Origin of the sequence: Macrococcus carouselicus (genome assembly GCF_004359515.1) — a bacterium.
In the GTDB taxonomy this organism is placed as follows: domain Bacteria; phylum Bacillota; class Bacilli; order Staphylococcales; family Staphylococcaceae; genus Macrococcus; species Macrococcus carouselicus.
The window spans coordinates 302861-328549 of the sequence record NZ_SCWD01000001.1; the positions used below are offsets into that span (position 1 = coordinate 302861).

General features: G+C 47.7%; 27 protein-coding genes. 21 read left to right on the plus strand and 6 right to left on the minus strand.

Annotated elements, in window-relative coordinates:
* Position 1: 1 nt before the first annotated feature.
* Positions 2-1234, plus strand: coding sequence for a phosphoribosylamine--glycine ligase (gene purD / locus ERX40_RS01530; RefSeq protein WP_133416735.1), 1233 nt, complete (start codon positions 2-4; stop codon positions 1232-1234).
* A gap of 118 nt (positions 1235-1352) precedes the next feature.
* On the opposite strand, the gene ERX40_RS11530 is transcribed toward purD, so the two are convergent.
* A complete protein-coding gene (locus ERX40_RS11530) occupies positions 1353-1481 on the minus strand; it encodes a hypothetical protein (RefSeq protein WP_279487751.1) in 129 nt (42 codons plus the stop codon).
* A gap of 138 nt (positions 1482-1619) precedes the next feature.
* On the opposite strand from ERX40_RS11530, the gene auxA reads away from it, so the two are divergent.
* From auxA to ptsP, 5 genes are all read left to right on the plus strand, one after another.
* Positions 1620-2897: a lipoteichoic acid stability factor AuxA gene (auxA, locus tag ERX40_RS01535; protein ID WP_133416736.1), complete on the plus strand. Its 1278-nt coding sequence runs from the start codon at positions 1620-1622 to the stop codon at positions 2895-2897.
* Positions 2898-3082: 185 nt separating this feature from the next.
* Positions 3083-4243: a class I SAM-dependent rRNA methyltransferase gene (locus ERX40_RS01540; protein ID WP_133416737.1), complete on the plus strand. Its 1161-nt coding sequence runs from the start codon at positions 3083-3085 to the stop codon at positions 4241-4243.
* Positions 4244-4297: 54 nt separating this feature from the next.
* Positions 4298-4828, plus strand: a complete 531-nt coding sequence (locus ERX40_RS01545; protein ID WP_133416738.1) for a DUF697 domain-containing protein — start codon at positions 4298-4300, stop codon at positions 4826-4828.
* Between the two features lie 104 nt (positions 4829-4932).
* Positions 4933-5199 carry a phosphocarrier protein HPr gene (locus tag ERX40_RS01550; RefSeq protein ID WP_133416739.1) on the plus strand — a complete coding sequence of 89 codons (267 nt, stop codon included), beginning with the start codon at positions 4933-4935 and terminating at the stop codon, positions 5197-5199.
* On the plus strand, positions 5199-6911 hold the full coding sequence (gene ptsP, locus ERX40_RS01555; protein WP_133416740.1) for a phosphoenolpyruvate--protein phosphotransferase: 1713 nt from the start codon (positions 5199-5201) through the stop codon (positions 6909-6911). The genes ERX40_RS01550 and ptsP overlap by 1 nt, the downstream gene beginning before the upstream one ends.
* A 43-nt stretch (positions 6912-6954) precedes the next feature.
* On the opposite strand, the gene ERX40_RS01560 is transcribed toward ptsP, so the two are convergent.
* On the minus strand, positions 6955-7725 hold the full coding sequence (locus tag ERX40_RS01560) for a metallophosphoesterase (protein ID WP_165980620.1): 771 nt from the start codon (positions 7723-7725) through the stop codon (positions 6955-6957).
* Positions 7718-7942, minus strand: a complete 225-nt coding sequence (locus ERX40_RS01565; RefSeq protein ID WP_243712889.1) for a glutaredoxin family protein — start codon at positions 7940-7942, stop codon at positions 7718-7720. Before ERX40_RS01565 ends, ERX40_RS01560 begins: the two co-directional genes overlap by 8 nt.
* A 175-nt stretch (positions 7943-8117) precedes the next feature.
* On the opposite strand from ERX40_RS01565, the gene ERX40_RS01570 reads away from it, so the two are divergent.
* From ERX40_RS01570 to ERX40_RS01580, 3 genes are read left to right on the plus strand one after another with little or no spacing between them, the layout of a single operon-like run.
* Positions 8118-9467, plus strand: coding sequence for a cytochrome ubiquinol oxidase subunit I (locus tag ERX40_RS01570; RefSeq protein ID WP_133416743.1), 1350 nt, complete (start codon positions 8118-8120; stop codon positions 9465-9467).
* The gene (locus tag ERX40_RS01575) at positions 9467-10486 is read left to right on the plus strand and encodes a cytochrome d ubiquinol oxidase subunit II (protein WP_133416744.1); all 1020 of its coding nucleotides are present in this window, start codon (positions 9467-9469) and stop codon (positions 10484-10486) included. The genes ERX40_RS01570 and ERX40_RS01575 overlap by 1 nt, the downstream gene beginning before the upstream one ends.
* A gap of 9 nt (positions 10487-10495) precedes the next feature.
* Entirely contained in the window at positions 10496-11158 is a 663-nt protein-coding gene (locus ERX40_RS01580) for a potassium channel family protein (protein ID WP_133417575.1), read from the plus strand.
* Positions 11159-11202: 44 nt separating this feature from the next.
* On the opposite strand, the gene rnjA is transcribed toward ERX40_RS01580, so the two are convergent.
* Both rnjA and ERX40_RS01590 read right to left on the minus strand, forming a co-directional pair.
* On the minus strand, positions 11203-12879 hold the full coding sequence (rnjA, locus tag ERX40_RS01585) for a ribonuclease J1 (RefSeq protein WP_133416745.1): 1677 nt from the start codon (positions 12877-12879) through the stop codon (positions 11203-11205).
* Positions 12879-13091: a DNA-dependent RNA polymerase subunit epsilon gene (locus tag ERX40_RS01590; RefSeq protein WP_133416746.1), complete on the minus strand. Its 213-nt coding sequence runs from the start codon at positions 13089-13091 to the stop codon at positions 12879-12881. The genes rnjA and ERX40_RS01590 overlap by 1 nt, the downstream gene beginning before the upstream one ends.
* Before the next feature lie 174 nt (positions 13092-13265).
* On the opposite strand from ERX40_RS01590, the gene ERX40_RS01595 reads away from it, so the two are divergent.
* Complete coding sequence (locus ERX40_RS01595) at positions 13266-14039, plus strand: Cof-type HAD-IIB family hydrolase (RefSeq protein ID WP_133416747.1); 774 nt, start codon at positions 13266-13268, stop codon at positions 14037-14039.
* 496 nt (positions 14040-14535) lie between these two features.
* On the opposite strand, the gene def is transcribed toward ERX40_RS01595, so the two are convergent.
* The gene (gene def / locus ERX40_RS01600) at positions 14536-15090 is read right to left on the minus strand and encodes a peptide deformylase (RefSeq protein ID WP_133416748.1); all 555 of its coding nucleotides are present in this window, start codon (positions 15088-15090) and stop codon (positions 14536-14538) included.
* Between the two features lie 113 nt (positions 15091-15203).
* Here def and ERX40_RS01605 point away from each other — a divergent pair, with 113 nt between their 5' ends.
* The 11 genes from ERX40_RS01605 to ERX40_RS01655 all read left to right on the plus strand — a co-directional run bounded on the left by ERX40_RS01605 (position 15204) and on the right by ERX40_RS01655 (position 25655).
* Complete coding sequence (locus ERX40_RS01605) at positions 15204-15839, plus strand: YkyA family protein (RefSeq protein WP_165980621.1); 636 nt, start codon at positions 15204-15206, stop codon at positions 15837-15839.
* 170 nt (positions 15840-16009) lie between these two features.
* Positions 16010-17125: a pyruvate dehydrogenase (acetyl-transferring) E1 component subunit alpha gene (pdhA, locus tag ERX40_RS01610; protein WP_133416750.1), complete on the plus strand. Its 1116-nt coding sequence runs from the start codon at positions 16010-16012 to the stop codon at positions 17123-17125.
* A 3-nt stretch (positions 17126-17128) separates the two neighbouring features.
* Positions 17129-18106, plus strand: coding sequence for an alpha-ketoacid dehydrogenase subunit beta (locus ERX40_RS01615; RefSeq protein ID WP_133416751.1), 978 nt, complete (start codon positions 17129-17131; stop codon positions 18104-18106).
* 75 nt (positions 18107-18181) lie between these two features.
* Positions 18182-19477 carry a dihydrolipoamide acetyltransferase family protein gene (locus ERX40_RS01620; protein ID WP_133416752.1) on the plus strand — a complete coding sequence of 432 codons (1296 nt, stop codon included), beginning with the start codon at positions 18182-18184 and terminating at the stop codon, positions 19475-19477.
* Between the two features lie 3 nt (positions 19478-19480).
* Positions 19481-20887: a dihydrolipoyl dehydrogenase gene (gene lpdA / locus ERX40_RS01625; RefSeq protein WP_133416753.1), complete on the plus strand. Its 1407-nt coding sequence runs from the start codon at positions 19481-19483 to the stop codon at positions 20885-20887.
* Positions 20888-20953: 66 nt separating this feature from the next.
* A complete protein-coding gene (locus tag ERX40_RS01630; protein ID WP_133416754.1) occupies positions 20954-21235 on the plus strand; it encodes a UPF0223 family protein in 282 nt (93 codons plus the stop codon).
* A 106-nt stretch (positions 21236-21341) separates the two neighbouring features.
* Positions 21342-21884, plus strand: a complete 543-nt coding sequence (locus tag ERX40_RS01635; protein ID WP_133416755.1) for a helix-turn-helix domain-containing protein — start codon at positions 21342-21344, stop codon at positions 21882-21884.
* Between the two features lie 9 nt (positions 21885-21893).
* Positions 21894-22982, plus strand: a complete 1089-nt coding sequence (locus tag ERX40_RS01640) for an ABC transporter ATP-binding protein (protein ID WP_133416756.1) — start codon at positions 21894-21896, stop codon at positions 22980-22982.
* Positions 22979-23785 (plus strand): ABC transporter permease, encoded by an 807-nt coding sequence (locus ERX40_RS01645; protein WP_133416757.1) that lies wholly within the window; start codon positions 22979-22981, stop codon positions 23783-23785. Before ERX40_RS01640 ends, ERX40_RS01645 begins: the two co-directional genes overlap by 4 nt.
* Positions 23782-24585, plus strand: coding sequence for an ABC transporter permease (locus tag ERX40_RS01650; protein ID WP_133416758.1), 804 nt, complete (start codon positions 23782-23784; stop codon positions 24583-24585). Before ERX40_RS01645 ends, ERX40_RS01650 begins: the two co-directional genes overlap by 4 nt.
* The gene (locus tag ERX40_RS01655; RefSeq protein ID WP_133416759.1) at positions 24582-25655 is read left to right on the plus strand and encodes an ABC transporter substrate-binding protein; all 1074 of its coding nucleotides are present in this window, start codon (positions 24582-24584) and stop codon (positions 25653-25655) included. The genes ERX40_RS01650 and ERX40_RS01655 overlap by 4 nt, the downstream gene beginning before the upstream one ends.
* Positions 25656-25689: the final 34 nt, after the last annotated feature.

Consider the following 25689-nt stretch of genomic DNA (forward strand, 5'->3'; position numbering starts at 1 on the left):
TATGAAAGTACTCGTAATCGGTTCAGGCGGCCGTGAGCACGCACTGAGCCACAAACTGAGCAGCTCGCAGCATGTGGAAGAAGTCTTCGTCATTCCAGGAAATGACGCGATGCAGAACGTCGCGACAGTGGTCGGTGACATCAAGGAGACAGAGCATGAAAAAATCGTCCGGTTCGCACAAGAAAACGCAGCTGAATGGGTGGTCATCGGGCCTGAGCAGCCCCTGACTGAAGGACTGGCTGACGCGCTGACTGCGGCAGGTATCAAGGTCTTCGGACCGAACAAGGAAGCGGCACAGATTGAAGGCTCCAAATCGTTTGCTAAGGCCATCATGGCGAAGTACGACATTCCGACAGCAGAATATGCCGTCATCCATACAAAGGAAGCGGCGCTTGACTACTTGATGGATCACCCGGCGCCGATCGTGCTGAAGCAGGACGGACTCGCGGCAGGTAAAGGCGTCATCGTTGCGATGACACATGAGGAGGCCGTCGGTGCGATTGAACGCTTCTACAAGGACGGCGATGCGGAAGTCGTCTTTGAGGAGTTCCTGGCAGGTGAGGAGTTCTCACTGATGGTCTTCGTCAATGATGACTTCATCATTCCGTTCGATGTCATCGCCCAGGACCATAAGCGCGCCTATGACGGCGACAAGGGACCTAATACAGGCGGTATGGGTGCCTACTGTCCTGTCCCGCACATCGGTGAGGATATACTGAAGGTGACGAACGAACGCATCGCCTATCCGATCGCGCAAGCGATGAGCGAGGAGGGTCTGAACTACTTCGGTCTCCTCTATATCGGTGCGATCATCACAGAGGACGGACCGAAAGTCATCGAGTTCAACGCGCGGTTCGGCGACCCGGAATGCCAGGTGCTCTTGACGAAGATGGACAGTGATTTCATCGAAGTGCTGGCAGCGCTGGAGAGAAAGGAAGCCATCGAGCTTGAGTGGTCAGAGGATGCTGTTGTCGGCGTCGTACTGGCAGCGGCCGGTTATCCGGGCAGTTATGACAGAGGTCATAAAGTCTACGGTTACAACGGCGAGCTTGATTATTATATCAGCGGTCTGAAGAAAGAGGATGACTGGGTGACGAACGGCGGACGTGTGATGCTGGCACTGGGCACGGGCCGGTCGATCGAGGAAGCGGTCAAGGCAAGCTACGGGAACGTGGATAAAATCACGAGCGATGGACTCTTCCATCGTCAGGATATCGCGCATAGAGCATTATAATAGAGAAGTGAAGCCCGCGTGAATGGCGGGCTTCTTTTTGCGTCGTCTGGATGCCCTGTAAACCCTCCCGGCGAACATCAAAAAAAGCGGAGCCGCAGCTCCGCTTATCAACCCGGTATTATTCGAATGTATTCTGAACGTCTTCGTGAGTCTCTTCTTGGCCTGTCTCATTACTGTCGTTCTGTTCAATAGGCTCTTTTGCTTGTTCAGCGTCTTCTTTATGCTGTTCGATTTTATCGTTTGTCATGATAAATGCCTCCTTAATGATGATAGTCTGTTATTCCCGCAGAGTCAGCACATTAAACATCTAGTCCTTAAGACTGAAATTTCCATCCAGACGGGACAACCCTCGTTCTTTTCACTATAATAGGCATGAGGTGGTAGTATGAAATGGTTCAGAAACAATGCCGAGGTGCTGACCGGTTATCTCCTCGGTCTGCTGATGATCGGCTTCGGTCTCTTTATTTTCTTCAATGCCGATGAAATCATCAACTTCAAGGAGATCGCCATCAATAAACTTCATATGTCACAGTTGAGTGACTTCATCAATCTCTACAGTTATGCCTTTATTGAGCTGCTCAGTCATTATATTAAAGCCTGGCCTTATCTTTATAGTCTTGTCTTTATTCTGTATGGTCTCGGTCTTTTCTATATCAGTCATATCCTGAAAAAGACGACGTCACATGATACATCGATTTCGATCTTTTACCTGCTGACGGCTGTCTTCTTGTTCATGCTGACAGCGCTCTTCATGTTCAAGGTCTATGACAGCTACGCGCTGTTCTACTTTGCAGCATTTCTGCTGCTGATTTTCTATGCCCTGAACCGTCATAACCTGAACAGTGAGTTCCGCAAGATGCATTACCTGATTCTGATCCTGATCTTCGGTCTCGCCTATATCGTCACGCAGAATCATGTGTATGACCGTCTGGTAAAGGAATCGGTGACACCGCTTGACCTGATGGCGCTGAACTTCTTCTTTATTCTGCTGTCCGGTATGGGCCTGCTCGCACTCGGCAACCACGTCTTCTTGCACCGTGCGAAGAAGGTCAGTGCCGCTGACCATTCACTCAGTCGTGCGAACCGTCGCAAGCGTGATAGAAAGTTCAGCCGCCTGATCAACCATCAGACGAATGATGCCTTCGCCCAGATTTCAAAGCAGTCCATGAAGATTGATGAACGGCTGATGCTGGCATGGAATCAGTTCACACGTGGCATCAGAAACTGGATTGATCTGCAGGATGAGGACATCCCGGGCTGGATGCGTAAGCCGAAATGGTTCAGCTTCTTCCAGGTGGAAATCCTCTTCGGCCTTCTGATGCTCCTGCTGACACTGATTGAACTCAACAACCGGAACGTGCTCTTCAATGTCACGAAGTTCAATGTCGTCAAGATGCAGTACTTCTATGAATGGCTGAGTCTGTTCATTCTGCTGCTTACGGTCATCTGCTACCTGTTCTTCACGGTCATGATCCGTGTCAGAAACCGCGGCTATTTTGGTCAGCTCTTTACGATTTCGATTCTTTTTATCGAGATCATGACGAGTTTTTACCTGCTGCTGTTCAAAGGTGTTTCAGTCGCCTTGTTCATTCCCCCTGTTATAGTACTGCTTGTGATCTTAGTCACACCGCTGTTTGTCAATCATTTGCGTAAAAATTACTAACAGCTATTGTATAACAGCATCGTTTGAACTATAATTGAATATAGCTAGTTATTCGGATACAAATGATGGGAGAATAGCACTTTGGGGAAGGTGCTGTGATAATCACGTACGTCTGAAGAAAGGATACCGCTGGAGGTGTCCTTTTTTGTGTTATAGTGGAGACAAACAATCAATGAGGTGAAAGAGTGAAGAATGTCATACTGAAACATAAACATGATAAGAAATACCGCGACGGCTATCTGGTGCTGGAGGAAGCGGATATATTTGATAGGGATACCATGACAGAAGGCGAGCGTTTCGTCCTGAAGACGTCTGAGGGCGCGGAACTTGGTCTCTTCTATTACGGCCGCCAGAACCGCGGTGCCGGCTACAAGATCGGTGACGACCTGGAGACAAGGCTTGACGTCAGTTATTTCAAGGGGCTCTTCGAAGACGCTAAAGGCGAACGTGAAGCACTCTACAATGCAGAACATACCAATGCGTTCCGTGTCTATAACGGCGAGGGCGACGGACTCGGCGGCTTTACAGTTGACGATTACGACGGCCACTTCCTGATTCAGTGGTACTCAAAAGGCATCTATTATTATAAGGACGAAATTGTCGAGAGTTTAAGGGAGGTCTTCCATTACAAGACACTTCATGAGAAACTGCGCTTCGATAAGAATGTCCCGACTCACCGTATCAGCGAAGAATCGGTTGAGTTCCCGATCATCATCACAGAGAACAACCTGTTCTACACGATCCATTTTGAGGAGGGACCGATGACCGGACTATTCCTCGACCAGCGTGATGTGCGTAATAAGATCATGTCACTCGACCTGGAAGGTCCGATGCTGAATCTCTTTGCTTATTCAGGCGGCTTCAGCGTTGCGGCTGCGAAGAACGGTATGGAGACGGTTTCCGTCGATATCGCGAAGCGCTCACTTGAACTGATCGAGCAGAACTTCGCGCTGAATGAAATCAATGTCGACAAGCAGCTGCTTTATACAATGGATGTCTTTGATATGCTGAAGTACTGTCTGCGCAAGAGAATGAAGTTCGACCTGATTGTCATCGACCCGCCGAGCTTCTCACGCTCAAAGAAAAAACGCTTCAGTGTCAAAGACAACTACAATGAGCTGATCGAAGGGGCCCTGCCGGTTCTGAACCGCGGCGGGTATCTTGTCCTCAGCACGAATGCCAGCAACTATACGCTGCCGCACTTCAAGAAGATGATCAATGAGACGCTTGACGGCAGACGTTTTGAGATCACAGATATCATGGGGCTGCCGAAGGACTTCAGAACGACGACCCACTACAAGCCGTCGAAGTATCTCAAAGTGGTCTTCGTGAAAATACTTGATTAAGACCGACAGTTTTCGGGAATACAACACTAACTTAAATAAAAGGACGTGTAAAGAATGGGCATTTTGGATACAGTGATTAATCTGGCAGGTAAGAAATTAGGTTCACCGGATATCAAAGTCGTTAAAGGATCGCTGCCGACCACGGAAACAGAACTGATCGAACGTCGTCAGGCGGCGGAGAAAATCATTCAGAATAAATCGCTGATGAGTTCAGCGGCGACCGTCATCCCGGTTCCCGGTATCGATGTGGGTGTCGATCTGAAGCTGATGAAGGACATCATCGAAGACATCAACAAGGTGTACGGACTCAGCCATAAGCAGGTCAATGGTATGGCCGATGATATGAAGCAGCAGGTGATGTTCACAGCGGCGAAAAAAGGCAGTGACTTCATCGGTCGCAATATCACGACTAAACTACTGACAGTCGTCCTGAAAGCATTCGCGAAACGCGAGGCGGCTAAACAGGTACGCTGGATTCCGGTTGTCGGTCAGGCAGTGGCGGCAGGTATCAGCTATAAACTGATGAAAAAACTGGGTGAGGACCATGCGGATAAATGTGAGCAGGTAGCGCGCAGCTTCATGTAAGCGTGCAAATATTTGAAGTATCGAGCACGATTTGTTATTCTAGCACTGTATAGACAGTTTTGGTTTATATATAAAACTAGGAAACCTAAAGGAGAAGATCAACGATGGAACAACAAAGCTATGTAATTATCGATGAAACAGGAATTCACGCGCGTCCGGCGACAATGCTCGTACAGACGGCAAGTAAATTCGATTCAGACGTACAATTAGAATACAACGGCAAGAAAGTTAATTTAAAATCTATTATGGGCGTAATGAGTCTAGGTGTCGGCAAAGATGCTGAAATCACTGTATATGCGGAAGGCAGCGATGAAAAAGAAGCGGTTCAGGCAATCAGTGATGTATTAACTAAAGAAGGTCTGACTGCCTAATGTCTATGACTTTAAGCGGTATCGGCGCTTCAGATGGGGTTGCCATTGCGCAAGCCTATCTTTTAGTTGAGCCCGATTTATCATATACCAGTCAAAAGGTGACGGACGCTGAAGCGGAAGTAGCAAAGTTCAAGGCAGCTATCAATGAATCCAAGGTCGAACTGACGCAGATCAGAAACAATGCGGAAGTAGCCTTAGGTCCTGATAAAGCCGCTATCTTTGACGCCCATTTACTTGTGCTTGAGGATCCGGAGCTGATCAACCCGATTGAGGAGAACATCCGCACCAACCAGACCAATGCGCCGAGCGCCTTGATGGAAGTGGCGAATAACTTCATCGCGATCTTTGAATCAATGGATAATGAATACATGAAAGAACGTGCGGCAGATATCCGTGACGTCTCTAAACGTGTCTTAGCGCATCTACTCGGTGTGACATTACCGAACCCGAGCACGATCAATCAGAATGTGGTCATCATCGCTGACGACCTGACACCGTCAGATACTGCCCAGCTGAACAAAGAGTTCGTCAAAGGCTTTGCAACCAATATCGGCGGCCGTACAAGTCACTCAGCTATTATGAGCCGCTCGCTGGAGATCCCGGCTGTCGTGGGAACGAAAGATGTAACCAAAGCCGTGAAGCACGGTGACATGGTGATCATCGATGGTTCTACAGGTGACGTCATCATCAATCCTGATGAGAATGCCGTTCTCGCCTACAAGAACAAACAGGCGAAATTCATTCAGGACAAGGAAGAGCTGAAGCAGCTTGTCAAGGACAAGACAGAGTCTAAAGACGGTGTGCATGTCGAACTGGCAGCGAACATCGGGACACCGGACGATTTAGCAGGTGTGATCAATAACGGCGCTGAAGGAATCGGTCTCTACAGAACAGAATTCCTTTATATGGGCCGCGATAACATGCCGACTGAGGAAGAACAGTACGAAGCATACAGACGTGTACTCTCTGAAATGAAAGGGAAACGTGTCGTTGTGCGTACGCTTGATATCGGTGGAGATAAGGAACTGCCTTATCTGAACCTGCCGCATGAGATGAACCCGTTCCTCGGTTATCGTGCGATTCGTCTCTGCCTGGACCAGCAGGATATCTTCAGAACGCAGTTACGTGCACTGCTGCGTGCATCAACTGCAGGTCGCTTGAGCATCATGTTCCCGATGATTGCGACAATCAATGAGTTCCGTCAGGCGAAAGCGATTCTTGAGGAAGAAAAAGTGAAGCTGCAGGATGAAAAAGTCAAAGTAGCGGACGATATCGAGCTCGGTATCATGGTGGAGATCCCGTCAACTGCTGCTATCGCTGACCTATTTGCTAAGGAAGTGGACTTCTTCAGTATCGGTACAAACGATCTGATTCAGTACACGATGGCAGCAGACCGTATGTCAGAACGCGTCTCTTATCTTTACCAGCCTTATAATCCGGCGATCCTCCGCCTCGTCAAACAGGTCATTGACGCCAGTCATAAAGAGGGCAAATGGACAGGTATGTGCGGTGAGATGGCAGGCGACACGACAGCGATTCCGTTACTCCTCGGTCTTGGACTGGATGAGTTCTCAATGAGTGCGACCAGCATTCTGAAGGCACGTCGCCAGATCAAGAACCTGAACCGCAGCGACATGCAGAAATTAGCTGAGCAGGCTTTGAACTGTGCGACACAGGAAGAAGTCGTGGAACTGGTTAATCGAATCAAATAAGAGAGAAGACCCTATTCCTGTCCAGGAATAGGGTCTTCTTGTGTTAACTGATATGAAGGCAGGTGATCTCCGGCCGGCAGAATAATCTGATCGGCAGGTGAGTGGTACCGAGTCCCGGCGAGACGTGCAGCTTCATGTCACCGACGTTATACATCCCCTGGACATACTTCATGCCGAGTGACGGTTTCACCGGCGCACCGATCAGCGGTATGCGGATCTGCCCGCCGTGTGTATGCCCCGAGAACTGCATATCGACATTGAATTTCCTGACGAAGTCGGCGTAGTCCGGTTCATGCACAATCAGGAAGGTCAGCATATCGTCGTGACGCTGCTTCAGAGTCTGTTCAACATTACCGCCTGAATTGATGATGTCATCCAGACCGCCGATGAAGATCGGCTCACCGTCATAATGAACGACAGTGCCCTGATTCACGAGCAGCCTGATGTCAGACGCTGCCAATAGACGGCTGATCCGTTCTGTCTGATGGATACGCTGATCGTGGTTGCCGTAAGCAAAGAAGACGCCGAGCGTTGCTTTCAGGGTCTTCAAGAGTGGAATGAGATGCTCCGGATTGTGATAATGATCGATATTATCGAACAGGTCACCCGATATGATGATGATATCGGCATGCAGCTGATTGATCAGGGTGATATGGTAGAGCAGATCCTCATAGCTGTAGTTGAAGCCGAGATGCAGGTCAGAGATATGCACCACTGTCAGGGGCGCGTGATGCGCTTCTCTCAGCATCTTCAGCTCCCGGTGTCTGATACGGACGTCTTCTTTCTTCGACTTGAACGGCAGATATCTAAACATGGACCAGCGCTTCGATCCTGTCCATATCGATGGCGTGGAGGATTTCATCATCAATCATGATCAGCGGCGTGCTGAAGGCCTCCATCTCCATCATCTCGCTGCGGTACTGACTGTTCCTTATATTCTTTTCTGTAAATAGGATTTGGTGCTCTCTAAAATAATTTTTGATATACTGACACGGTGGACAGTTATCCTGTGTATACACAGTGATATTCATATTCATCATCTCCAGACTTTAATCTTATATAGAGTAGCGTTTTTTATCAGATTTATCAAATTTCATTGATGATTTTGTTGGCATTTTCATGAGTCAACTATTAGTATTAAGACGTCCAATCTTGTATAATAGGATTATATTATTTGTGATAAATATCACAATGAGGAGGAATTAAATGGATGGTGTTATTATCAGTCGTCTCCTGACAGGGATGACGCTCGCGTTTCATATTATTTTTGCAACTATCGGGGTCGCGCTGCCGTTTATGTTCATGATTGCTGAAGGTCTCGGTCTTTACAAGAAGGACCCTGCCTACCTCGCTATGGCGAAGCGCTGGGCGAAAGGGTTTACGATTACGGTAGCTGTAGGGGTTGTAACCGGTACGATTATCGGTCTGCAGCTGTCACTGCTCTGGCCGTCATTCATGCGTATCGGCGGTCAGGTCATCGCGCTGCCGCTCTTCATGGAGACATTCGCATTCTTCTTTGAGGCGATCTTCCTGAGCATCTATCTCTATACGTGGGACCGCTTCAAGAACCGCTGGCTGCACTGGCTGCTGACCATCCCGATCATCATCGGTTCGACGATGAGTGCACTCTTCATCACAAGTGTGAACTCATTCATGAATACACCACAGGGCTTTGATATGGTCAAAGGCCAGCTGGTCAATATCGATCCGGTCGCTGCCATGCTCAATGATTCATTCTTTGTCCGTGCGTTTCACGTAGTGACGACAGGTGGCATGACCATCGCCTTCATGCTGGCAAGTATCGCAGCAGTGAAACTCTTGCGTAATAGATTTGAGAGCGACCGTGCTTATCATAAGAAAGGGCTGAAAGTCACCATGCTGACCGGTCTTATCTTCAGTCTGTTCGCCATGATGGCAGGTCACGCTTCTGCACAGTTCCTGCACCACGAGCAGCCTGAGAAACTGGCGGCGATGGAGTGGCATTTCGATACAAGCAGCAAGGCTGACTTAGTGCTCTTCGGTATGCTTGACGAAGAGACTCAGGAAGTCAAAGGGGCCGTCAAGATTCCGGGGATGCTGAGCTTCCTCGCAGATAACAGCTTCGATACTGAGATCAAAGGACTGAACGAGATTCCGGCAGATGAGCGTCCGCCGCTTGTCATTCATTACTTCTTTGACCTGATGGTCTTCTTCGGTGTCTTCTCGTTCGCCATTTCTGTTCTGTACTTTATCCTGAAAAAATTCAAGAAGGAGTGGAGTCATCATTCCTTCATGCTCTATATGATTGCTTTAACTGGACCGATGAGCATGCTGGCGATTGAATTCGGCTGGTTCTTAGCTGAAATGGGTCGTCAGCCATGGATTCTGCGCGGCTATATGAAAGTGGCAGAAGGTGTGACACAGGCGAACGGTGTATCGCTGGTTCTCGTTGCATTTGCATTGCTGTATCTTATACTCGGTTTCTCCTGTATCTACGTACTGGTCCGCATCTTCAAGGATAAGCCGGCAGCGATTGAAATTGAGAATAACCGTGCCAATGTAGGAGGAGAAGCTTAATGGACTATCAGCATATAGGGATAACCGTACTATGGACTTTCCTGTATGGTTACATCATCATTGGCGCCATTGATTTTGGCGCCGGATTCTTTATGTTATACGCTAAAATCACCAAGAAAGATCATATTATCAGTGAACTGGTCTCACGCTATCTGAATCCGGTATGGGAAGTGACGAATGTCTTCCTGGTCTTCTTCTTCGTCGGCATTGTCGGCTTCTTTCCGGATACCGCCTATTATTTCGGCACGACGCTGCTGATACCTGCTTCAGTCGCTTTGATTCTGCTGACGATCCGCGGTGCGTTCTATGCATTTGAGACGTACGGTAAGGATACGAAGTTTGCGTGGATCTTCCTATACGGTATGACAGGTTTACTGATACCTGCCTCTTTCTCGACCGTGCTTTCCATCTCTGAGGGCGGTTTTATCGAAAAGACAGCTGACGGCGTCGTGCTGGACTGGTTCGAGCTCCTGATGAGTCCGTATGCCTGGGCAGTGGTCTTTCTGTCCATCATCTCGGTGCTCTATATCTCATCCGCCTTTCTGACTTATTATGCGCATCAAGCAGAAGATAAGCCGGCCTATGAGCTGATGAGAAACTGGTTCCTGATCTGGGCGGGGCCGATGATCATCATCTGCCAGTTCGTCTTCCTGAGTTTGAGACAGCATAATGCTGAACATTTCAGTATGGCAGTCAGTCATTACTGGTGGCTCTTCGGCCTGAGTATTCTGTTCTTTATCGCAGCATTCGTGCTGATCTGGCAGCGCCGCAATCATGGTCTGGCATTTGTTCTGATCATGGTCCAGTTCGCGCTCGCGTTCTTCGGCTACGGCATCAGTAAGCTGCCGTATATTCTCTATCCTTATATCGATCTGAATCATGCGGTCGTTAATGACTCGATGGCACTGGCACTTGTCATTGTCTTTATTGCAGGTTTACTTTTACTGGTTCCTTCTTTACTATTATTACTGAGATTATTCATCTTTGATGCAGATTACGTCTCAGGAAAGCGGAGGTAGCAAATGGGAATGGAAAAGGAATTTGTAGTGATCGGTCTTGGCCGGTTCGGCGGGAGTATCGTCAGAGAACTGAACAGACTGGATATCGATGTCATGGCGATTGACAGCGACGAGGCGAGAGTCAACGAATATGCGGATATCGCCACACATGCGGTCATCGCTGACACGACGGATGAAACCGTACTGAAGAGTCTGGGTATCCGTAACTTCGACCATGTGATTGTCGCGATCGGTGATAACATTCAGGCGAGTATTCTGACGACCCTGATTCTGAAGGATCTGGGGGTCGCCCAGGTGACAGCGAAGGCACAGAATGATTATCATGCGAAAGTGCTGAACAAAATAGGGGCGGACACCGTTGTCCATCCTGAACGTGATATGGGACGACGGATAGCGAACAAGTTATCCAATGCTTCAGTGATGGATTATCTGGAACTTGCTGATGAACATTCGATCGTTGAGATCATCGCGGGACCGACCCTTGAAGGGACGACGATTCTTGACCTCGACCTGCGTGCGAACTACGGGCTGAATATCATCGCCATCAAGCGGGATGACCATATCACGGTCTCACCGGACCCTGAGGAGTATATCGAGCGCGGTGATATGCTGATTGTGATCGGTCATGACAATGACCTGCGCCGTTTCGAAAGTAAACTTGAGAATAACTAGAATACAGACAAAAAAATCGCTGAACGGCTGTTCAGCGATTTTTTTTACTTATTGACATCCATGATCATCGGCAGTATCATCGGGCGTCTTGCCGTCTTATCATAGAGATAAGGGGAGAGACTTTCCGTGATCGCATTTTTGATATGGTGCCATTCAACGTTTTCAGTGTGATTGAGTTTCTCGATGACCGTCTTCTTGATCATGCGCTGTGCGTCATAGATCAGGTGACCGGATTCACGCATATAGACGAAGCCGCGAGAGATGATGTCCGGACCTGACAGGAGCTGTCCTGTCTTGAAGTCGATGCTGACGACCACGATGACGAGGCCGTCCTCAGACAGAATCTTACGGTCTTTGATGACGACGTTACCGATATCACCGATACCGCTGCCGTCGACTAATATATTGCCTGACTGAACCTTGCCTGCATAGCGGGCAGAGTCGTGTGTCAGGGCAAGTACATCCCCGTTCTCATGGATGAAGACATTATCAGGCTTGACGCCGCAGTCCATCCCCAGCTGACCGTGCAGTTTCTGCATGCGGTACTCACCGTGGATCGGCATAAAGAACTTCGGCTTGATCAGGCGGAGCATCAGTTTCTGTTCTTCCTGTGAACCGTGACCTGATGTATGGATGTTTGATAACTTACCGTGGATGACGTCAGCGCCTGCTTTATACAGGGCGTTGATCGTACGGTTGACGCTCTTCGTGTTGCCCGGGATAGGTGAAGAAGAGAAGATCACTGTGTCTTCCGGGATGATGCTGACCTGTCTATGGGTACCGTTTGCGATACGTGACAGTGCCGCCATCGGTTCGCCCTGTGACCCTGTACAGAGGATCAGCAGTTTGTGCTTCGGAATACTGTTGATTTTATTCGCTTCGACAAATGTCTCAGGCGGTACTTTGATATAGCCGAGCTCCGTACCGATCTTGATGTTGTTCTCCATCGACCGGCCGAAGATGACGATCTTACGGTCGAATTTGACGGCGGCCTCGATCGCCTGCTGCACGCGGTAGATATTTGATGCGAATGTCGCGAAGATAATACGGCCGCTGCACTTGCGGAAAATCTGCTCCACACTCTGACCGACCGCACGTTCACTGATGGTGAAGTTCGGGATCTCGGCGTTAGTGGAATCTGATAACAGACAGAGCACGCCTTCCTCACCCAGTGCGGCCATACGAGCGATGTTCGCAGGTTCGCCGACAGGTGTGAAGTCGAACTTGAAGTCTCCGGTATGAACGATCTTCCCTTCCGGAGTATGGACGACAACGCCGTACGCCTCAGGGATTGAGTGTGTCGTCAGATAGAACGTGACCTTCATGTTAGCGAATTCAAAGACGCTGTCTTCTGTGATCGGATTCAGTGATGCAGTGCGGAGGAGATGATGCTCCTCTAGCTTATTGCGGATAAGGCCAAGAGCCAGGGGTCCGCCGTAAATCGGGATATTAAGCTGTTTGAGTAAGAACGGCACACCGCCGATATGGTCTTCGTGACCATGAGTGATGAACAGTCCTTTGATCTTATGCTGGTTCTGCACCAGATAAGTGTAGTCCGGAATGACATAGTCGATTCCGAGCAGTTCATCTTCCGGGAACTTGATGCCCGCATCGATGACGATGATTTCGTCTTTATATTCGACTGCGTAGGTGTTTTTACCGATCTCGCCCATACCACCCAGCGCGAATACGCCGACTTCATTGTTTTGCAGGAGATTCATTAGATAGTCTCCACTTTGAATGCTGGTGATTTCTCTTCGTAAGCGAGATGTGCACCATCAAGTTTCTGAACATATTCAATATTGTAAGGGCGATCAGCTAATGATTTACGGACCTGTTCTTCCGTTTCAGCTTCAATATATTGAACGTGTGTATTTTCGCGAATAATAACTTCGCTTCTGTCTTCCTGATAAAAAACTTTAAAAATTGCCATTTATATAGCCTCCTAATAATAATTAACATAAATAAGGCCCTAGCTGCTCTAGGGCTCTTCACCGTACAGATTGTATGAGTACTTCTATTTTACATGAAGTTAAGTATGAGTGCAAAGTAAAAACTAGAGTTTCGCGGAAAACTGAGATAAGGTAGTAGGGGAGGAGGAATGACCATGACTAAAAAACTAATCTTTTTTGATATCGATGGCACCTTATATGACAGTCATCATCAGATACCGGCAACGACCCATGAAACAATCCGTCAGCTGAAGGCAGCGGGCCATATACTGGCGATTGCGACAGGGCGTGCACCTTATAATATGAAGCAGGTGATGGAAGATACGGAGATCCAGAACTTCGTCGCCTATAACGGTCAGTATGTCGTCTATCATTCAGAGGTCATCTACCGCAACCCGCTGGATACGGAGACGCTATCGACACTGCAGCGGATTGCGCGTGAGCATGATCATCCCATGGTCTTCCTGGGGGAGGAAGAAGCGGTGTCGAATATCATGCATCATGACCATATCGCGGAGAGCATGGGTTCCATCAGACTGGGGCACCCGCGTCATGAGAATGATTACTTCATGGACCATGAGATATTCCAGGCGCTGCTCTTCCATGACGAAGGTACGGACGTCCTCTACGATAATAAACATCCGCTTGTGAAGTTCTACCGCTGGCATGAGTTCAGCCGGGATGTTGTGCCGGCGAACGGCTCTAAGGCGGAGGGGATCAAGAAGTTCGCTGAGAAAATCGGTGTCAGACAGCAGGATGTCATCACGCTCGGTGACGGTAACAACGATTTCGAGATGATTGAATGGGCGGGAACCGGTATCGCAATGGGTAACGCAGTAGAAGGACTCAAGCAAATTGCCGATTTTGTCACGACGGATGTAGATGATAACGGCATCATGCATGCATTCAAGCAGCTGGCACTTATTTAATAAGAAGTATGGCGTTAAGAAAATCAGGGGCGTAACGTCCCGCAAAAGGCGTCAGCGGGACGATACACCAGTGAATATGTAGAAAATGAGGCGTAACGTCCCGCAAAAGGCGTCAGCGGGACGATACACCAGTGAATATGTAGAAATATAAGGCGGAACGTCCCGCAAAAGGTGTCAGCGGGACGATACACCAGTGAATATGTAGAAATATAAGGCGGAACGTCCCGCAAAAGGTGTCAGCGGGACGATACACCAGTGAATATGTAGAAAATGAGGCGTAACGTCCCTCAAAAGGTGTCAGCGGGACGATACACCAGTGAATATGTAGAAAATGAGGCGTAACGTCCCTCAAAAGGTGTAAGCGGGACGTTCCACCAGTGAATATGTAGAAAATGAGGCGTAACGTCCCGCAAAAGGCGTCAGCGGGACGTTCCGCTGATACAGGAACATACGCCCATATAAAAAGAGTTGCCAGCGAAATACCTGGCAACTCTTTTTATTCTACTGCGGTCGCATTCTCTTCAGGTTTGAATGGATCCGCCTGATTGATATGGTCATAGAACATCACCCCGTTCAGGTGGTCGATCTCGTGCTGTGCGACAATAGCAACGAAGCGGTTCAGACGGATTTTAACTTCCTCGCCGTCACGGTTGATGGCTTTGACGGTCACACGCGCATTTCTATGCACAAGTCCCGGGATGTTTTCATCCACGCTCAGGCAGCCTTCTCCTTGCGGCAGATAAGCTTTCTCGACGCTGTGGCTGACGATTCTCGGATTGAAGAGCTGCAGTGTGATGTAATCCTCTTTATCCTGATCGTAGAAATAGATGACAATCAGTCGTTTAGAGATATTGAGCTGAGGGGCTGCAAGTCCGACGCCGCTTCTCAGCTTATACTTCTTTGCAATCTTCTCGTCCTGACTGTTCTTCAGAAACTCAAGCATATCGTCAGCGAGCTGGATATCCTCTTCTGATAAAGGGAGGGTGACGTCCTGTGCTTTCTCTCTTAAAGTCGGATGGCCATCCCGGATGATGTCTTTCATTGTTAACATGTTATTCACTCCTTTTTTATAATATATCAGAGTCGGCAGCGATTAACTATAAACATTGAATCGCCATTTAAAAAAGGCTACTATAAATGAGAACAAGTGAAGGAGAGGTCAAGATGAAGAAAATAGCGATAATGGGTCTATCGGTCCTGATGCTGGCAGGGTGCGGCCATTCGACGGACAAGCTGGCAGCGTTCTATACTCAGATTGATACAGTCAATCAGAAGGAGAAACCAGTCATTGAAGTGAACAAGAATCTGCAGAAGCTCGAGTCTGAAAAAGTGGAGCGCTTCAACAAGATCAGTCAGGCCAAGAAGCAGGACATCAAGATGATCAACAGCAATGCGCAGAAACTGGTTGAAAATACGGAGGCACGCAAACAGGCTATCGACAAGGAGATCAAGGCGTACGATGACTCGGAGACCGCCTACAGAAAAGCGAAGGATCTGGCGAAAGACATTAAAAACAAAGAGCAGAAAAAAGAAGCTGCCGATCTGACAGCGGTAATGGATGAGAAGTACGCGGGACACGATGAGCTGATGGCTTCTTATCAGGATGTGCTCAAAAAAGAAAATGATTTGTTTAAGTATTTAGAGGGTAAAAAACCAGAGACTGAAGAAGTGAACAGCATGATCGAGAAACTCAACAAGTCGACTGAAAGTTTCCAGCAGAAGATGACGTCGTACAACAAGACGATGGAAAAAATCCAGAAAGAATCAGCTGATGTCGTCAAGCTGCTGAACAGCAAGTAGTTGTACTATAACAGTGCTTGTATTTTGAGTAATACAGTATAACAAAACGCTTTGAAATCATGGTTTAAAGTCTATTTCGTGTACCGAATTTTTTTGTTTAACACTAGAACAGTTTTATGTTAGAATGATTCAAGTAAATATAAATAAATCCGAAAGGTTTGGTGAATTGAATGGCTTCGAAGAAACAAGCACCATTCGATGCAGTAGCAGTACTCAATGAAATTGAATCTAAGTTTGAAGTAGTTCAAGTATTAGATTTAGAAGGTAACGTTATCAATGATCAATATATGCCTGACTTAACTGATGAACAGTTAGTTGAATTAATGGAAAGAATGGTATGGACACGTGTCCTTGACCAGCGCTCTATCTCATTAAACCGTCAAGGTCGTCTAGGTTTCTATGCACCTACAGCAGGTCAGGAAGCTTCTCAGTTAGCGTCACAATATGCCCTTGAAAAAGCGGACTGGATTCTGCCAGGTTACCGTGACGTTCCACAATTAATCTGGCATGGTCTTCCGCTGACTAAAGCGTTCTTATGGTCACGTGGTCATTTCGCAGGCAGTCAGTTCCCTGAAGGTATGAACGCATTAGCACCACAGATCATCATCGGTGCGCAGTATGTTCAGACTGCCGGCGTGGCGCTTGGTCTCAAGAAAAAAGGTCTACAGAACGTAGCGATCACTTATACAGGTGACGGCGGTTCTTCTCAAGGTGACTTCTATGAAGGGATCAACTTTGCCGCTGCATTCAAAGCACCTGCAATCTTCGTCATCCAGAACAATAACTATGCGATCTCAACACCGCGTGAAAAACAGACTGCTGCTAAAACATTAGCTCAAAAAGCGGTTGCAGCGGGTATCCCGGGTACTGTTGTTGACGGTATGGATGCACTTGCTGTTTATTTCGTGACTAAACAAGCACGTGAACGCGCTATCGCGGGTGACGGTCCATCATTAATTGAAACAATGACTTACCGTTATGGTCCGCATACAATGGCTGGGGATGACCCGACTCGTTACAGAACTTCAGATGAAGATTCTGAGTGGGTTAAAAAAGATCCATTAGTACGTTTCCGTAAATTCTTAGAAAACAAAGGTCTCTGGACTGAAGAAAAAGAAAACGAAGTAATGGAACGGGCGAAAGAAGAAATCAAAACTGCACTTAAAGAAGCAGATGCGACACCTAAACAGACTGTTTCTCAATTAGCGGAAATCATGTACTCAGGTGAAATGCCTGCTAACTTAAAAGAACAATATGAAATCTACAAAGAGAAGGAGTCGAAGTAAGTCATGGCACAAATGACGATGATCCAGGCAATAACAAATGCACTTCAAACTGAACTTAAAAATGACGAAAATGTCTTAGTATTCGGTGAAGACGTGGGTGTCAACGGTGGTGTATTCCGTGCGACTGAAGGACTTCAGAAAGAATTCGGCGAAGACCGTGTATTCGATACACCACTTGCAGAATCAGGTATCGGTGGTCTTGCTATCGGTTTATCATTAACGGGCTTCCGTCCGGTAATGGAGATCCAGTTCTTCGGATTCGTCTTCGAAGTATTTGACTCAATCGCTGCACAGCTTGCACGTCAGAACTTCCGTTCAGGCGGCACTAAACCAGCACCGGTCGTTATCCGTTCACCATTCGGTGGTGGCGTTCATACCCCTGAACTTCACGCTGACAACTTAGAAGGACTGATGGCACAGACACCGGGTATCAAAGTGGTCATCCCATCAAACCCATATGATGCTAAAGGTCTGTTGATCTCAGCTATCCGTGACGACAATCCTGTTGTCTACTTAGAACATATGAAATTATACCGCTCATTCCGTGCTGAAGTACCTGAAGAGGAGTACACAGTGGAAATCGGTAAAGCTGCCGTCGTGCAGGAAGGGACAGACCTGTCTATCATCACTTACGGTGCGATGGTTCAGGAATCAGTGAAAGCTGCTGAAGAACTTGCTAAAGACGGTCACTCAGTAGAAGTCATCGACTTACGTACTGTACAGCCTCTTGATATCGAGACAATCATCGCTTCAGTTGAGAAAACGGGCCGCGTTGTAGTGGTTCAGGAAGCTCAGAAGCAGGCAGGTGTAGGTGCGAACGTCGTATCTGAAATCTCAGAACGTGCAGTACTCAGCCTCGAAGCACCTATCGCTCGTGTATATGCAGCAGACACGGCTTACCCGTTCACACAGGCGGAAAACGTCTGGTTACCGAACAAAGACGGCATCGTTGAAGCAGCTAAACGCACATTAGAATTCTAATCAGTTTTCAGCCGTGAAAAGTACTTCGGTACTTTTCACTTATCATTAAAAAAGATTATCTAGGAGGAACTTATAGTGGCATTTGAATTTAAGTTACCGGCACTTGGTGAAGGTATTTTCGAAGGTGAGATCGTTAAGTGGTTCTTTAAAGCTGGCGACACTGTTAACGAAGACGATATTTTATGTGAAGTACAGAATGACAAATCTGTCGTTGAGATCCCATCTCCAGTATCAGGTACAGTTGAAGAAGTGGTTGTAGAAGAAGGAACAGTTGCGAACCTTGGTGATGTCATCATCAAAATCGACTCTCCGGATGCACCTGCAGACTCTCATGCAGAAGAGCCTGAAGAAACAAAAGAAGAACCTAAGGCAGAAGAAACGAAGACTGAATCACCTGCAGCTGCAACGCAGACGGCTGACGTTGAAGTGGACGAAAAACGCCGCGTGATTGCGATGCCTTCAGTGCGTAAATTCGCGCGTGACAACAGTGTCAACATCAAAGCAGTTCAAGGTTCAGGCAAAAACGGCCGCGTCCTGAAAGAAGATATCGAATCTTACATGAACGGCGGCGCTGCTCAGGCAACTGAGGAAGTAGCAGAAGCGCCAGCGCAGGCAGCAACTGAACAAGCCGTGTCAAATGCACAACCTGTAGCAGCTCCAGAAGGCGAATTCCCTGAAACTCGTGAAAAAATTCCTGCTATGCGTAAGGCGATCGCTAAAGCGATGGTCAACTCTAAACATACAGCACCTCACGTCACATTAATGGATGAGATCGAAGTGTCTGCACTTTGGGATCACCGTAAAAAATTCAAAGAAGTGGCTGCTGAACAAGGTATCAAATTAACGTTCTTACCATACGTCGTTAAAGCATTGGTATCAGCACTTAAAGCATATCCTGCACTGAACACTTCACTTGATGATGCGACTGAAGAGGTCGTTCACAAACATTACTACAACATCGGTATCGCTGCAGATACTGAACGTGGATTACTGGTACCGGTTGTGAAAAACGCCGACCGTAAATCTATCTTCGCTATCTCAGATGAAATCAACCAGTTAGCTGTTAAAGCACGTGACGGCAAACTTGCCCCTGGCGAAATGAAAGGTGCATCATGTACAATTAGTAATATCGGTTCTGCAGGTGGTCAGTGGTTCACACCAGTCATCAACCATCCAGAAGTTGCAATCTTAGGAATCGGCCGTATCGCTCAGAAACCGATCGTTAAAGACGGCGAAATCGTTGCAGCTCCGGTACTTGCATTATCACTCAGCTTTGACCACCGTCAGATTGATGGCGCTACAGGTCAGAACGCAATGAACCATATCAAACGTTTATTAAATAATCCAGAATTATTATTAATGGAGGGGTAAAGAATGGTAGTTGGAGATTTTCCTATTGAAACAGATACTATTGTCATCGGTGCAGGTCCTGGTGGATATGTTGCTGCGATCCGTGCAGCTCAGCTTGGCCAGAAAGTAACAATCGTTGAGAAAGGCGCTCTTGGTGGTGTCTGTCTTAACGTAGGTTGTATCCCGTCAAAAGCGTTACTCGCGGCTTCTCACCGTTATGAAGTGGCTCAGCACTCTGAAGACATGGGTATCACTGCTGAAGGCGTTAAAGTGGACTTCACTAAAGTTCAGGCGTTCAAAAGCAGCGTTGTCAACAAATTAACAGGTGGTGTCGGTGCATTACTGAAAGGCCGTAAAGTTGAGATCGCGCAAGGCGAAGCTTACTTCGTTGATGCGAACAACTTAAAAGTGATGACGGATAAAGCGTCTCAGACTTACACATTCAAAAACGCGATCATCGCGACAGGTTCTCGTCCAATCGAGATTCCAAACTTTAAATTCGGTAAACGCGTCATCGATTCAACTGGCGCATTAGCGTTAACGGAAGTTCCTAAAAGATTAGTTGTTGTCGGTGGCGGTTATATCGGTTCTGAGCTTGGAACTGCTTATGCTAACTTCGGTACTGAAGTCACTATCTTAGAAGGTGCTAAAGATATCTTAGGCGGCTTCGAGAAACAGATGACTCAGATCGTTAAAAAAGGCTTAAAAGCTAAAGGCGTGGAAATCGTGACTGAAGCAATGGCTAAATCTGCTGAGGAAACTGAAAACGGCGTGACAGTGACTTATGAAGTGAAAGGCGAAACTAAAACAGTTGAAGCTGACTACTGCTTAGTGACTGTAGGACGTCGTCCAAACACGAACGATATCGGTCTTGAAGAACTCGGCGTTAAATTAACTGACCGCGGTTTAATTGAAGTGGATAAACAAGGTCGCACTTCTGTTGACAATATCTTCGCTATCGGTGATATCGTTCCTGGACCTCCTCTTGCCCATAAAGCATCTTATGAAGCGAAAATCGCTGCTGAAGCGATCTCAGGCGAAAAATCAGAAGTGGATTACCTCGGTATCCCGGCTGTATGTTTCACTGAACCTGAACTTGCAACAGTGGGTTACACTGAAGCAATGGCGAAAGAAGAAGGACTTGACATCAAAGCATCTAAATTCCCATTCGCAGCGAACGGCCGTGCGTTATCAATCAACGCAACGGATGGTTTCGTGAAATTAATCTCTCTTAAAGAAGATGGCTTACTGATCGGTGCTCAAGTTGCCGGTGCGGGCGCATCTGATATCATCGCTGAGCTGGGTCTTGCAATCGAAACAGGGATGACAGCTGAGGATATGGCAATGACAATCCACGCTCACCCAACTTTAGGTGAGATTTCAATGGAAGCAGCGGAAGTTGCTTTAGGTCATCCAATCCATACGATGTAATACTTTTCAAGCAGATTCAAAAACGCTATTCTATTTATAGAATAGCGTTTTTTGATGGAGGTAAATATGGAATACAGTTATCCACTTGATTTAAGCTGGACCCCCGACGAGATGGTGGCAGTCGTCGATTTTCTGGCGGCTGTCGAACAGAGCTACGAGAGCAGGATTGATATCACTGAACTGAAAGAGAAGTATGACCGCTTCAAGAAGGTCTGTCCGGGTAAGGCACAGGAGAATAATATCTATAAGGATTTCAGAAAAGCATCAGGATACGATGGTTATCCTGTCGTGAAAAAGATGCGTGAGGAACTGAAGACCGGCGCTAAGCAGATTTCGATGACAAAATAATATATTTATTCCCCCTACTATTGTTTAGTTTACTTATATTTGTTAGATTATAAGTATTAATATTAAACTTATTGTTTATTATTTATAAACAGGAAGGGGGTTTGTCATGGATATCGGCAAAAAAATAAAGGACCTGCGCCGACAGAAGAATCTGACCCAGGAAGAACTCGGTGAACGGACCGATCTGTCAAAAGGCTATATCTCACAGCTGGAACGGAACCTCAGTTCACCGTCCATGGAGACGTTTTTTAATATACTTGAGGTGTTAGGTGTGAAACCTGCGGATTTCTTCAATGAGAAATCTTACCAGCAGCAGATCTACTATCCGCTGTCTGAGCAGACGTTATATGATGAGTATGACAACGGCTATCTGATCAACTGGCTGGTACCGCATTCCAATGATTACGATATGGAGCCGGTGATCATCACGCTGAAACCTGGTGCTGAGTACAAGAAGTTCGAACCGTCAATGTCAGAGAGCTTTATGTATGTCATGGCAGGGAAGGCATCTATCAGGATCGGTCAAAAGATCTATCATGCGGAGCAGCATGAGTGTTTTTATTTTAAGGCGAATGAGTCACACCAGCTGTTCAACAATGAAGAGAAGGAAGCGAAGATATTGATTGTCGCGACTGAATCATATTTATAGGAGGTTAATATGGAGCCATTTATTGCATTCAGCGATGTAACGAAAATATACGACGGCAACCCTGTCTTGAAGGGCGTCAACTTTGAGATCGAGGAAGGAAAGTTCTATACGCTGCTCGGTCCTTCCGGCTGCGGTAAGACGACCATACTCAGACTGATCGCCGGCTTCGAACAGCCGACGTCAGGCGATATCCTGTTCGCCGGTAAGCGAGTCAATGCTGTGCCGGCGAACAGACGTCAGGTCAATACTGTGTTCCAGGACTACGCGCTGTTCCCGCATCTCGATGTCTTTGAGAATATCGCCTTCGGTCTGCGGATTAAAAAGCTGGATAAAATGACGATACAGTCGAAGGTTCAGGAGGCCCTCAGACTTGTGAAGCTTGACGGCTACGAGAAACGCCGTATCGCTGAGATGAGCGGCGGTCAGCGTCAGCGTGTCGCGATTGCGCGTGCCATTGTCAATGAACCTGAGGTGATTCTGCTCGATGAACCGCTCAGCGCGCTTGACCTGAAGCTCCGGACAGAGATGCAGTATGAACTACGTGAACTGCAGCAGCGTCTCGGCATCACCTTTATCTTTGTCACACATGACCAGGAGGAGGCGCTTGCGATGAGTGACTATATCTTTGTCATGCGTGACGGTCATATCGAGCAGAGCGGAACGCCGATTGATATTTACGATGAACCGGTCAACCGCTACGTCGCTGACTTCATCGGAGAGTCAAATATCGTTGCCGGCCGCATGGTGCGTGATTATGTGGTTCAGATCTACGGCAAGGAATACGCCTGTGTGGACAGAGGGTTCAGACAGAACGCGGAAGTCGATGTCGTCATCCGTCCCGAAGACCTTGCCGTGACGCCTGCCGCTGAAGGGAAACTTCAGGCAAGAGTGGAGTCGCAGCTCTTCCGCGGTGTGCACTACGAGATCTGTCTTCTTGACAGTGAAGGCAACGAGTGGATCTGTCACTCCACGACACCTGCACCGGTCGGGGAAGTCGTCGGTCTGACGTTCTCAGAACAGGCGATTCATATCATGCTGCCGGGAGAGACTGAAGACGAATTTGATGCACGGATTGAATCCTATGAGGTAGCGGAATGAGAGAGGCCAGAAAATATTTTCTGATTCCCTATATGATCTGGGTCATTTTCTTTATCATCCTGCCGCTGGTATTGATTTTCTACTCGAGTTTTCTGGATTTTGACGGCAAGTTCACACTGGACAACTACCGTCACTTCCTCACGGGGACTTATCTGCAGATGACACTGACGTCTTTTCTCTATGCCTTTATCATTACGTTCTTCTGCCTGGTCATCGCCTATCCCGTGGCGCTCGCAATCCGGCGTACCCGTAACAAGCAGTTCTGGCTGCTGCTCATTATCCTGCCGACATGGATCAATCTGTTACTGAAGACTTATGCCTTTATCGGGATTCTGAGCAAGGAAGGTACAGTGAACGATGTGCTGTCGTTCCTGCATCTGCCGAATGCACAGCTTCTCTTTACGAGTGCTGCCTTTATCATCGTCTCTATCTATATCTATATTCCGTTTATGATTCTGCCGATCTTCAACAGTATGGACGCGATTCCTGATAATCTGATTCAGGCGTCACGTGACCTGGGTGCAGATCGCTGGACGACCTTCAGAAAGGTCATTATGCCGCTGTCCTTTGAAGGCGTGAAGACGGGTATTCAGATCACCTTTATCCCTGCCTTAAGCCTCTTCATGATCACCCGTCTGATTGCAGGCAACAAGGTCGTCAACCTCGGTACCGCGATTGAGGAGCAGTTCCTCGTGACCCAGAACTACGGAATGGGATCAACGATTGCTGTCTTCCTGATTCTGGCGATGGCGCTGGTGATGATTCTGACCAAACAAAGTGAAAGTGAGGGACGAAGCCGATGAAAGTTCAAGCTAAGATTGTTCTCGCGCTGACGCTGCTCATCCTGTATTTCCCGATCTTCTTCCTGATGTTCTACTCGTTCAATTCGGCGGGCAATATGAATCATTTTGAAGGGTTCACACTTGACCATTACAAGGCTGTATTTGAGAACAAACGTCTGATGGTCATCATCCTGAATACAATTGCAGTCGCGCTGATTGCGGCAAGCATCTCGACTCTGATCGGGGTCTTCGGTGCATTAGGCATTCATTATATGCGCAACAAGCAGCTGAAAATCGGTATGCTGACACTGAACAACATTCTGATGGTGAGCAGTGACGTTGTCATCGGCTCATCATTCCTGATTCTCTTCACGATCATCGGCCATTATACGGGTCTCGGCCTTGGCTTCTGGTCGGTACTCATTTCTCATATCGCGTTCTGCGTGCCGATTGTTGTCCTGATGGTGCTGCCGAAGCTCTATGATATGAATGAGTCGCTGATCAATGCGGCGACCGATCTCGGTGCATCCACTTATCAGACGTTATCAAGAGTGGTGATCCCTCAGCTGATGCCGGGTGCAGTCGCCGGCTTCTTTATGGCACTGACCTATTCCCTTGATGACTTCACGGTCAGCTTCTTCGTGACAGGTAACGGTTTCAGCGTACTGTCAGTCGAAATCTATTCGATGGCCCGTAAAGGCATCTCAATGGAGATCAATGCGTTGTCGACCCTTCTGTTCCTGGTCGTGATGACGATTATCGCCATCTACTACTTCATGACGAATAAACGTGAAAATAGAAGAAGAGGGGTTGTACGATGAAAGGATTATTACAGTTAGTCGGTATCTCCCTTCTCGTGGCCGTGCTGCTGCTCATATCCACACGCTTTATCGATCCACCGCCTGAAGCGGGAAAGGGCAATGTGCTGTACGTCTATAACTGGGGTGAATATATGGACCCGGACCTGATCAGAAAGTTTGAGAAGGAGTCAGGTATCCGTGTGATCTACGAGACATTTGATTCAAATGAGTCGATGCTCGCGAAGATCAAGAACGGTGGCACGCACTATGACATCGCAGTGCCGAGTGAATATGCGATTCAGAAGATGAAGACAGAGGGGCTGCTCGTTCCGGTCGATCACCGGCAGCTGCCGAATCTGAAGAATATCGACCCGGATTTCCTTGATAAGGACTTCGACCCGGGTAACGAATACTCGATTCCGTATTTCTGGGGGACTGTCGGCATTCTCTTCAATCCCGAGACAACAAAAGGCATTGACTTCTCCTCGTGGAACAGTCTGTGGGACAGACGTCTGAAGAATAATGTGCTCGTTGTGGACGGTGCGCGTGAAGGGATGGGCCTGTCGCTGAACAGCATGGGTCGGTCACTGAACGAGAAGGATTCAGCGATACTTGCGAAAGCTGAACAGAAACTGAAGGATATGGGACCGAATGTACGGGGTGTTGTCGGTGATGAGATCAATACGATGATGGTTCAGAAAGAAGCGGATGTCGCTGTCGTCTGGAGCGGTATGGGTGCTGATATCATGACTGAGAATGAGGACCTCGATTTCGTTGTGCCGAAGGAAGGATCGAATCTCTGGTTCGACAATATTGTCATTCCGAAGACCGCTCAGAACGTGGAAGGTGCGCACCAGTTCATCAACTTCCTGCTCGATGCTGAAAACGGCAGGCAGAATACGGAGTGGGTGGGTTATGCGACACCGAACAAGGCGAGTTATGCGCTGCTTGATAAGGAGATGCGCGAGGACGAGCGTTTCTATCCATCGCCTGCCGTCAGACAGAAACTTGAAGTATACGAGGATTTGGGACCCGAAAAAATCGCTGAGTACAACGAACGGTTCCTGCGCTTCAAGATGTCACTTGAATAGCTCCCTCATTAATGATTACAACCAGAACATTAGG

Bases quoted from the DNA above. Each gene is read 5' to 3' on its own strand.
- ERX40_RS01565 (WP_243712889.1), bottom strand. From the start codon at position 7,942: ATGAATATCACTGTGTATACACAGGATAACTGTCCACCGTGTCAGTAT.
- ERX40_RS01650 (WP_133416758.1), top strand. From the start codon at position 23,782: ATGAAAGTTCAAGCTAAGATTGTTCTCGCGCTGACGCTGCTCATCCTG.
- ERX40_RS01615 (WP_133416751.1), top strand. From the start codon at position 17,129: ATGGCACAAATGACGATGATCCAGGCAATAACAAATGCACTTCAAACT.
- lpdA (WP_133416753.1), top strand. From the start codon at position 19,481: ATGGTAGTTGGAGATTTTCCTATTGAAACAGATACTATTGTCATCGGT.
- ERX40_RS01590 (WP_133416746.1), bottom strand. From the start codon at position 13,091: ATGGCAATTTTTAAAGTTTTTTATCAGGAAGACAGAAGCGAAGTTATT.
- pdhA (WP_133416750.1), top strand. From the start codon at position 16,010: ATGGCTTCGAAGAAACAAGCACCATTCGATGCAGTAGCAGTACTCAAT.
- ERX40_RS01575 (WP_133416744.1), top strand. From the start codon at position 9,467: ATGGACTATCAGCATATAGGGATAACCGTACTATGGACTTTCCTGTAT.
- purD (WP_133416735.1), top strand. From the start codon at position 2: ATGAAAGTACTCGTAATCGGTTCAGGCGGCCGTGAGCACGCACTGAGC.
- ERX40_RS01630 (WP_133416754.1), top strand. From the start codon at position 20,954: ATGGAATACAGTTATCCACTTGATTTAAGCTGGACCCCCGACGAGATG.
- ERX40_RS01645 (WP_133416757.1), top strand. From the start codon at position 22,979: ATGAGAGAGGCCAGAAAATATTTTCTGATTCCCTATATGATCTGGGTC.
- ERX40_RS01635 (WP_133416755.1), top strand. From the start codon at position 21,342: ATGGATATCGGCAAAAAAATAAAGGACCTGCGCCGACAGAAGAATCTG.
- ERX40_RS01640 (WP_133416756.1), top strand. From the start codon at position 21,894: ATGGAGCCATTTATTGCATTCAGCGATGTAACGAAAATATACGACGGC.
- ERX40_RS01550 (WP_133416739.1), top strand. From the start codon at position 4,933: ATGGAACAACAAAGCTATGTAATTATCGATGAAACAGGAATTCACGCG.
- rnjA (WP_133416745.1), bottom strand. From the start codon at position 12,879: ATGAATCTCCTGCAAAACAATGAAGTCGGCGTATTCGCGCTGGGTGGT.
- ERX40_RS01595 (WP_133416747.1), top strand. From the start codon at position 13,266: ATGACTAAAAAACTAATCTTTTTTGATATCGATGGCACCTTATATGAC.
- ERX40_RS01560 (WP_165980620.1), bottom strand. From the start codon at position 7,725: ATGTTTAGATATCTGCCGTTCAAGTCGAAGAAAGAAGACGTCCGTATC.
- ERX40_RS01570 (WP_133416743.1), top strand. From the start codon at position 8,118: ATGGATGGTGTTATTATCAGTCGTCTCCTGACAGGGATGACGCTCGCG.
- ERX40_RS01580 (WP_133417575.1), top strand. From the start codon at position 10,496: ATGGAAAAGGAATTTGTAGTGATCGGTCTTGGCCGGTTCGGCGGGAGT.
- ERX40_RS01545 (WP_133416738.1), top strand. From the start codon at position 4,298: ATGGGCATTTTGGATACAGTGATTAATCTGGCAGGTAAGAAATTAGGT.
- def (WP_133416748.1), bottom strand. From the start codon at position 15,090: ATGTTAACAATGAAAGACATCATCCGGGATGGCCATCCGACTTTAAGA.
- ERX40_RS11530 (WP_279487751.1), bottom strand. From the start codon at position 1,481: ATGACAAACGATAAAATCGAACAGCATAAAGAAGACGCTGAACAAGCA.
- ERX40_RS01655 (WP_133416759.1), top strand. From the start codon at position 24,582: ATGAAAGGATTATTACAGTTAGTCGGTATCTCCCTTCTCGTGGCCGTG.
- ptsP (WP_133416740.1), top strand. From the start codon at position 5,199: ATGTCTATGACTTTAAGCGGTATCGGCGCTTCAGATGGGGTTGCCATT.
- auxA (WP_133416736.1), top strand. From the start codon at position 1,620: ATGAAATGGTTCAGAAACAATGCCGAGGTGCTGACCGGTTATCTCCTC.
- ERX40_RS01605 (WP_165980621.1), top strand. From the start codon at position 15,204: ATGAAGAAAATAGCGATAATGGGTCTATCGGTCCTGATGCTGGCAGGG.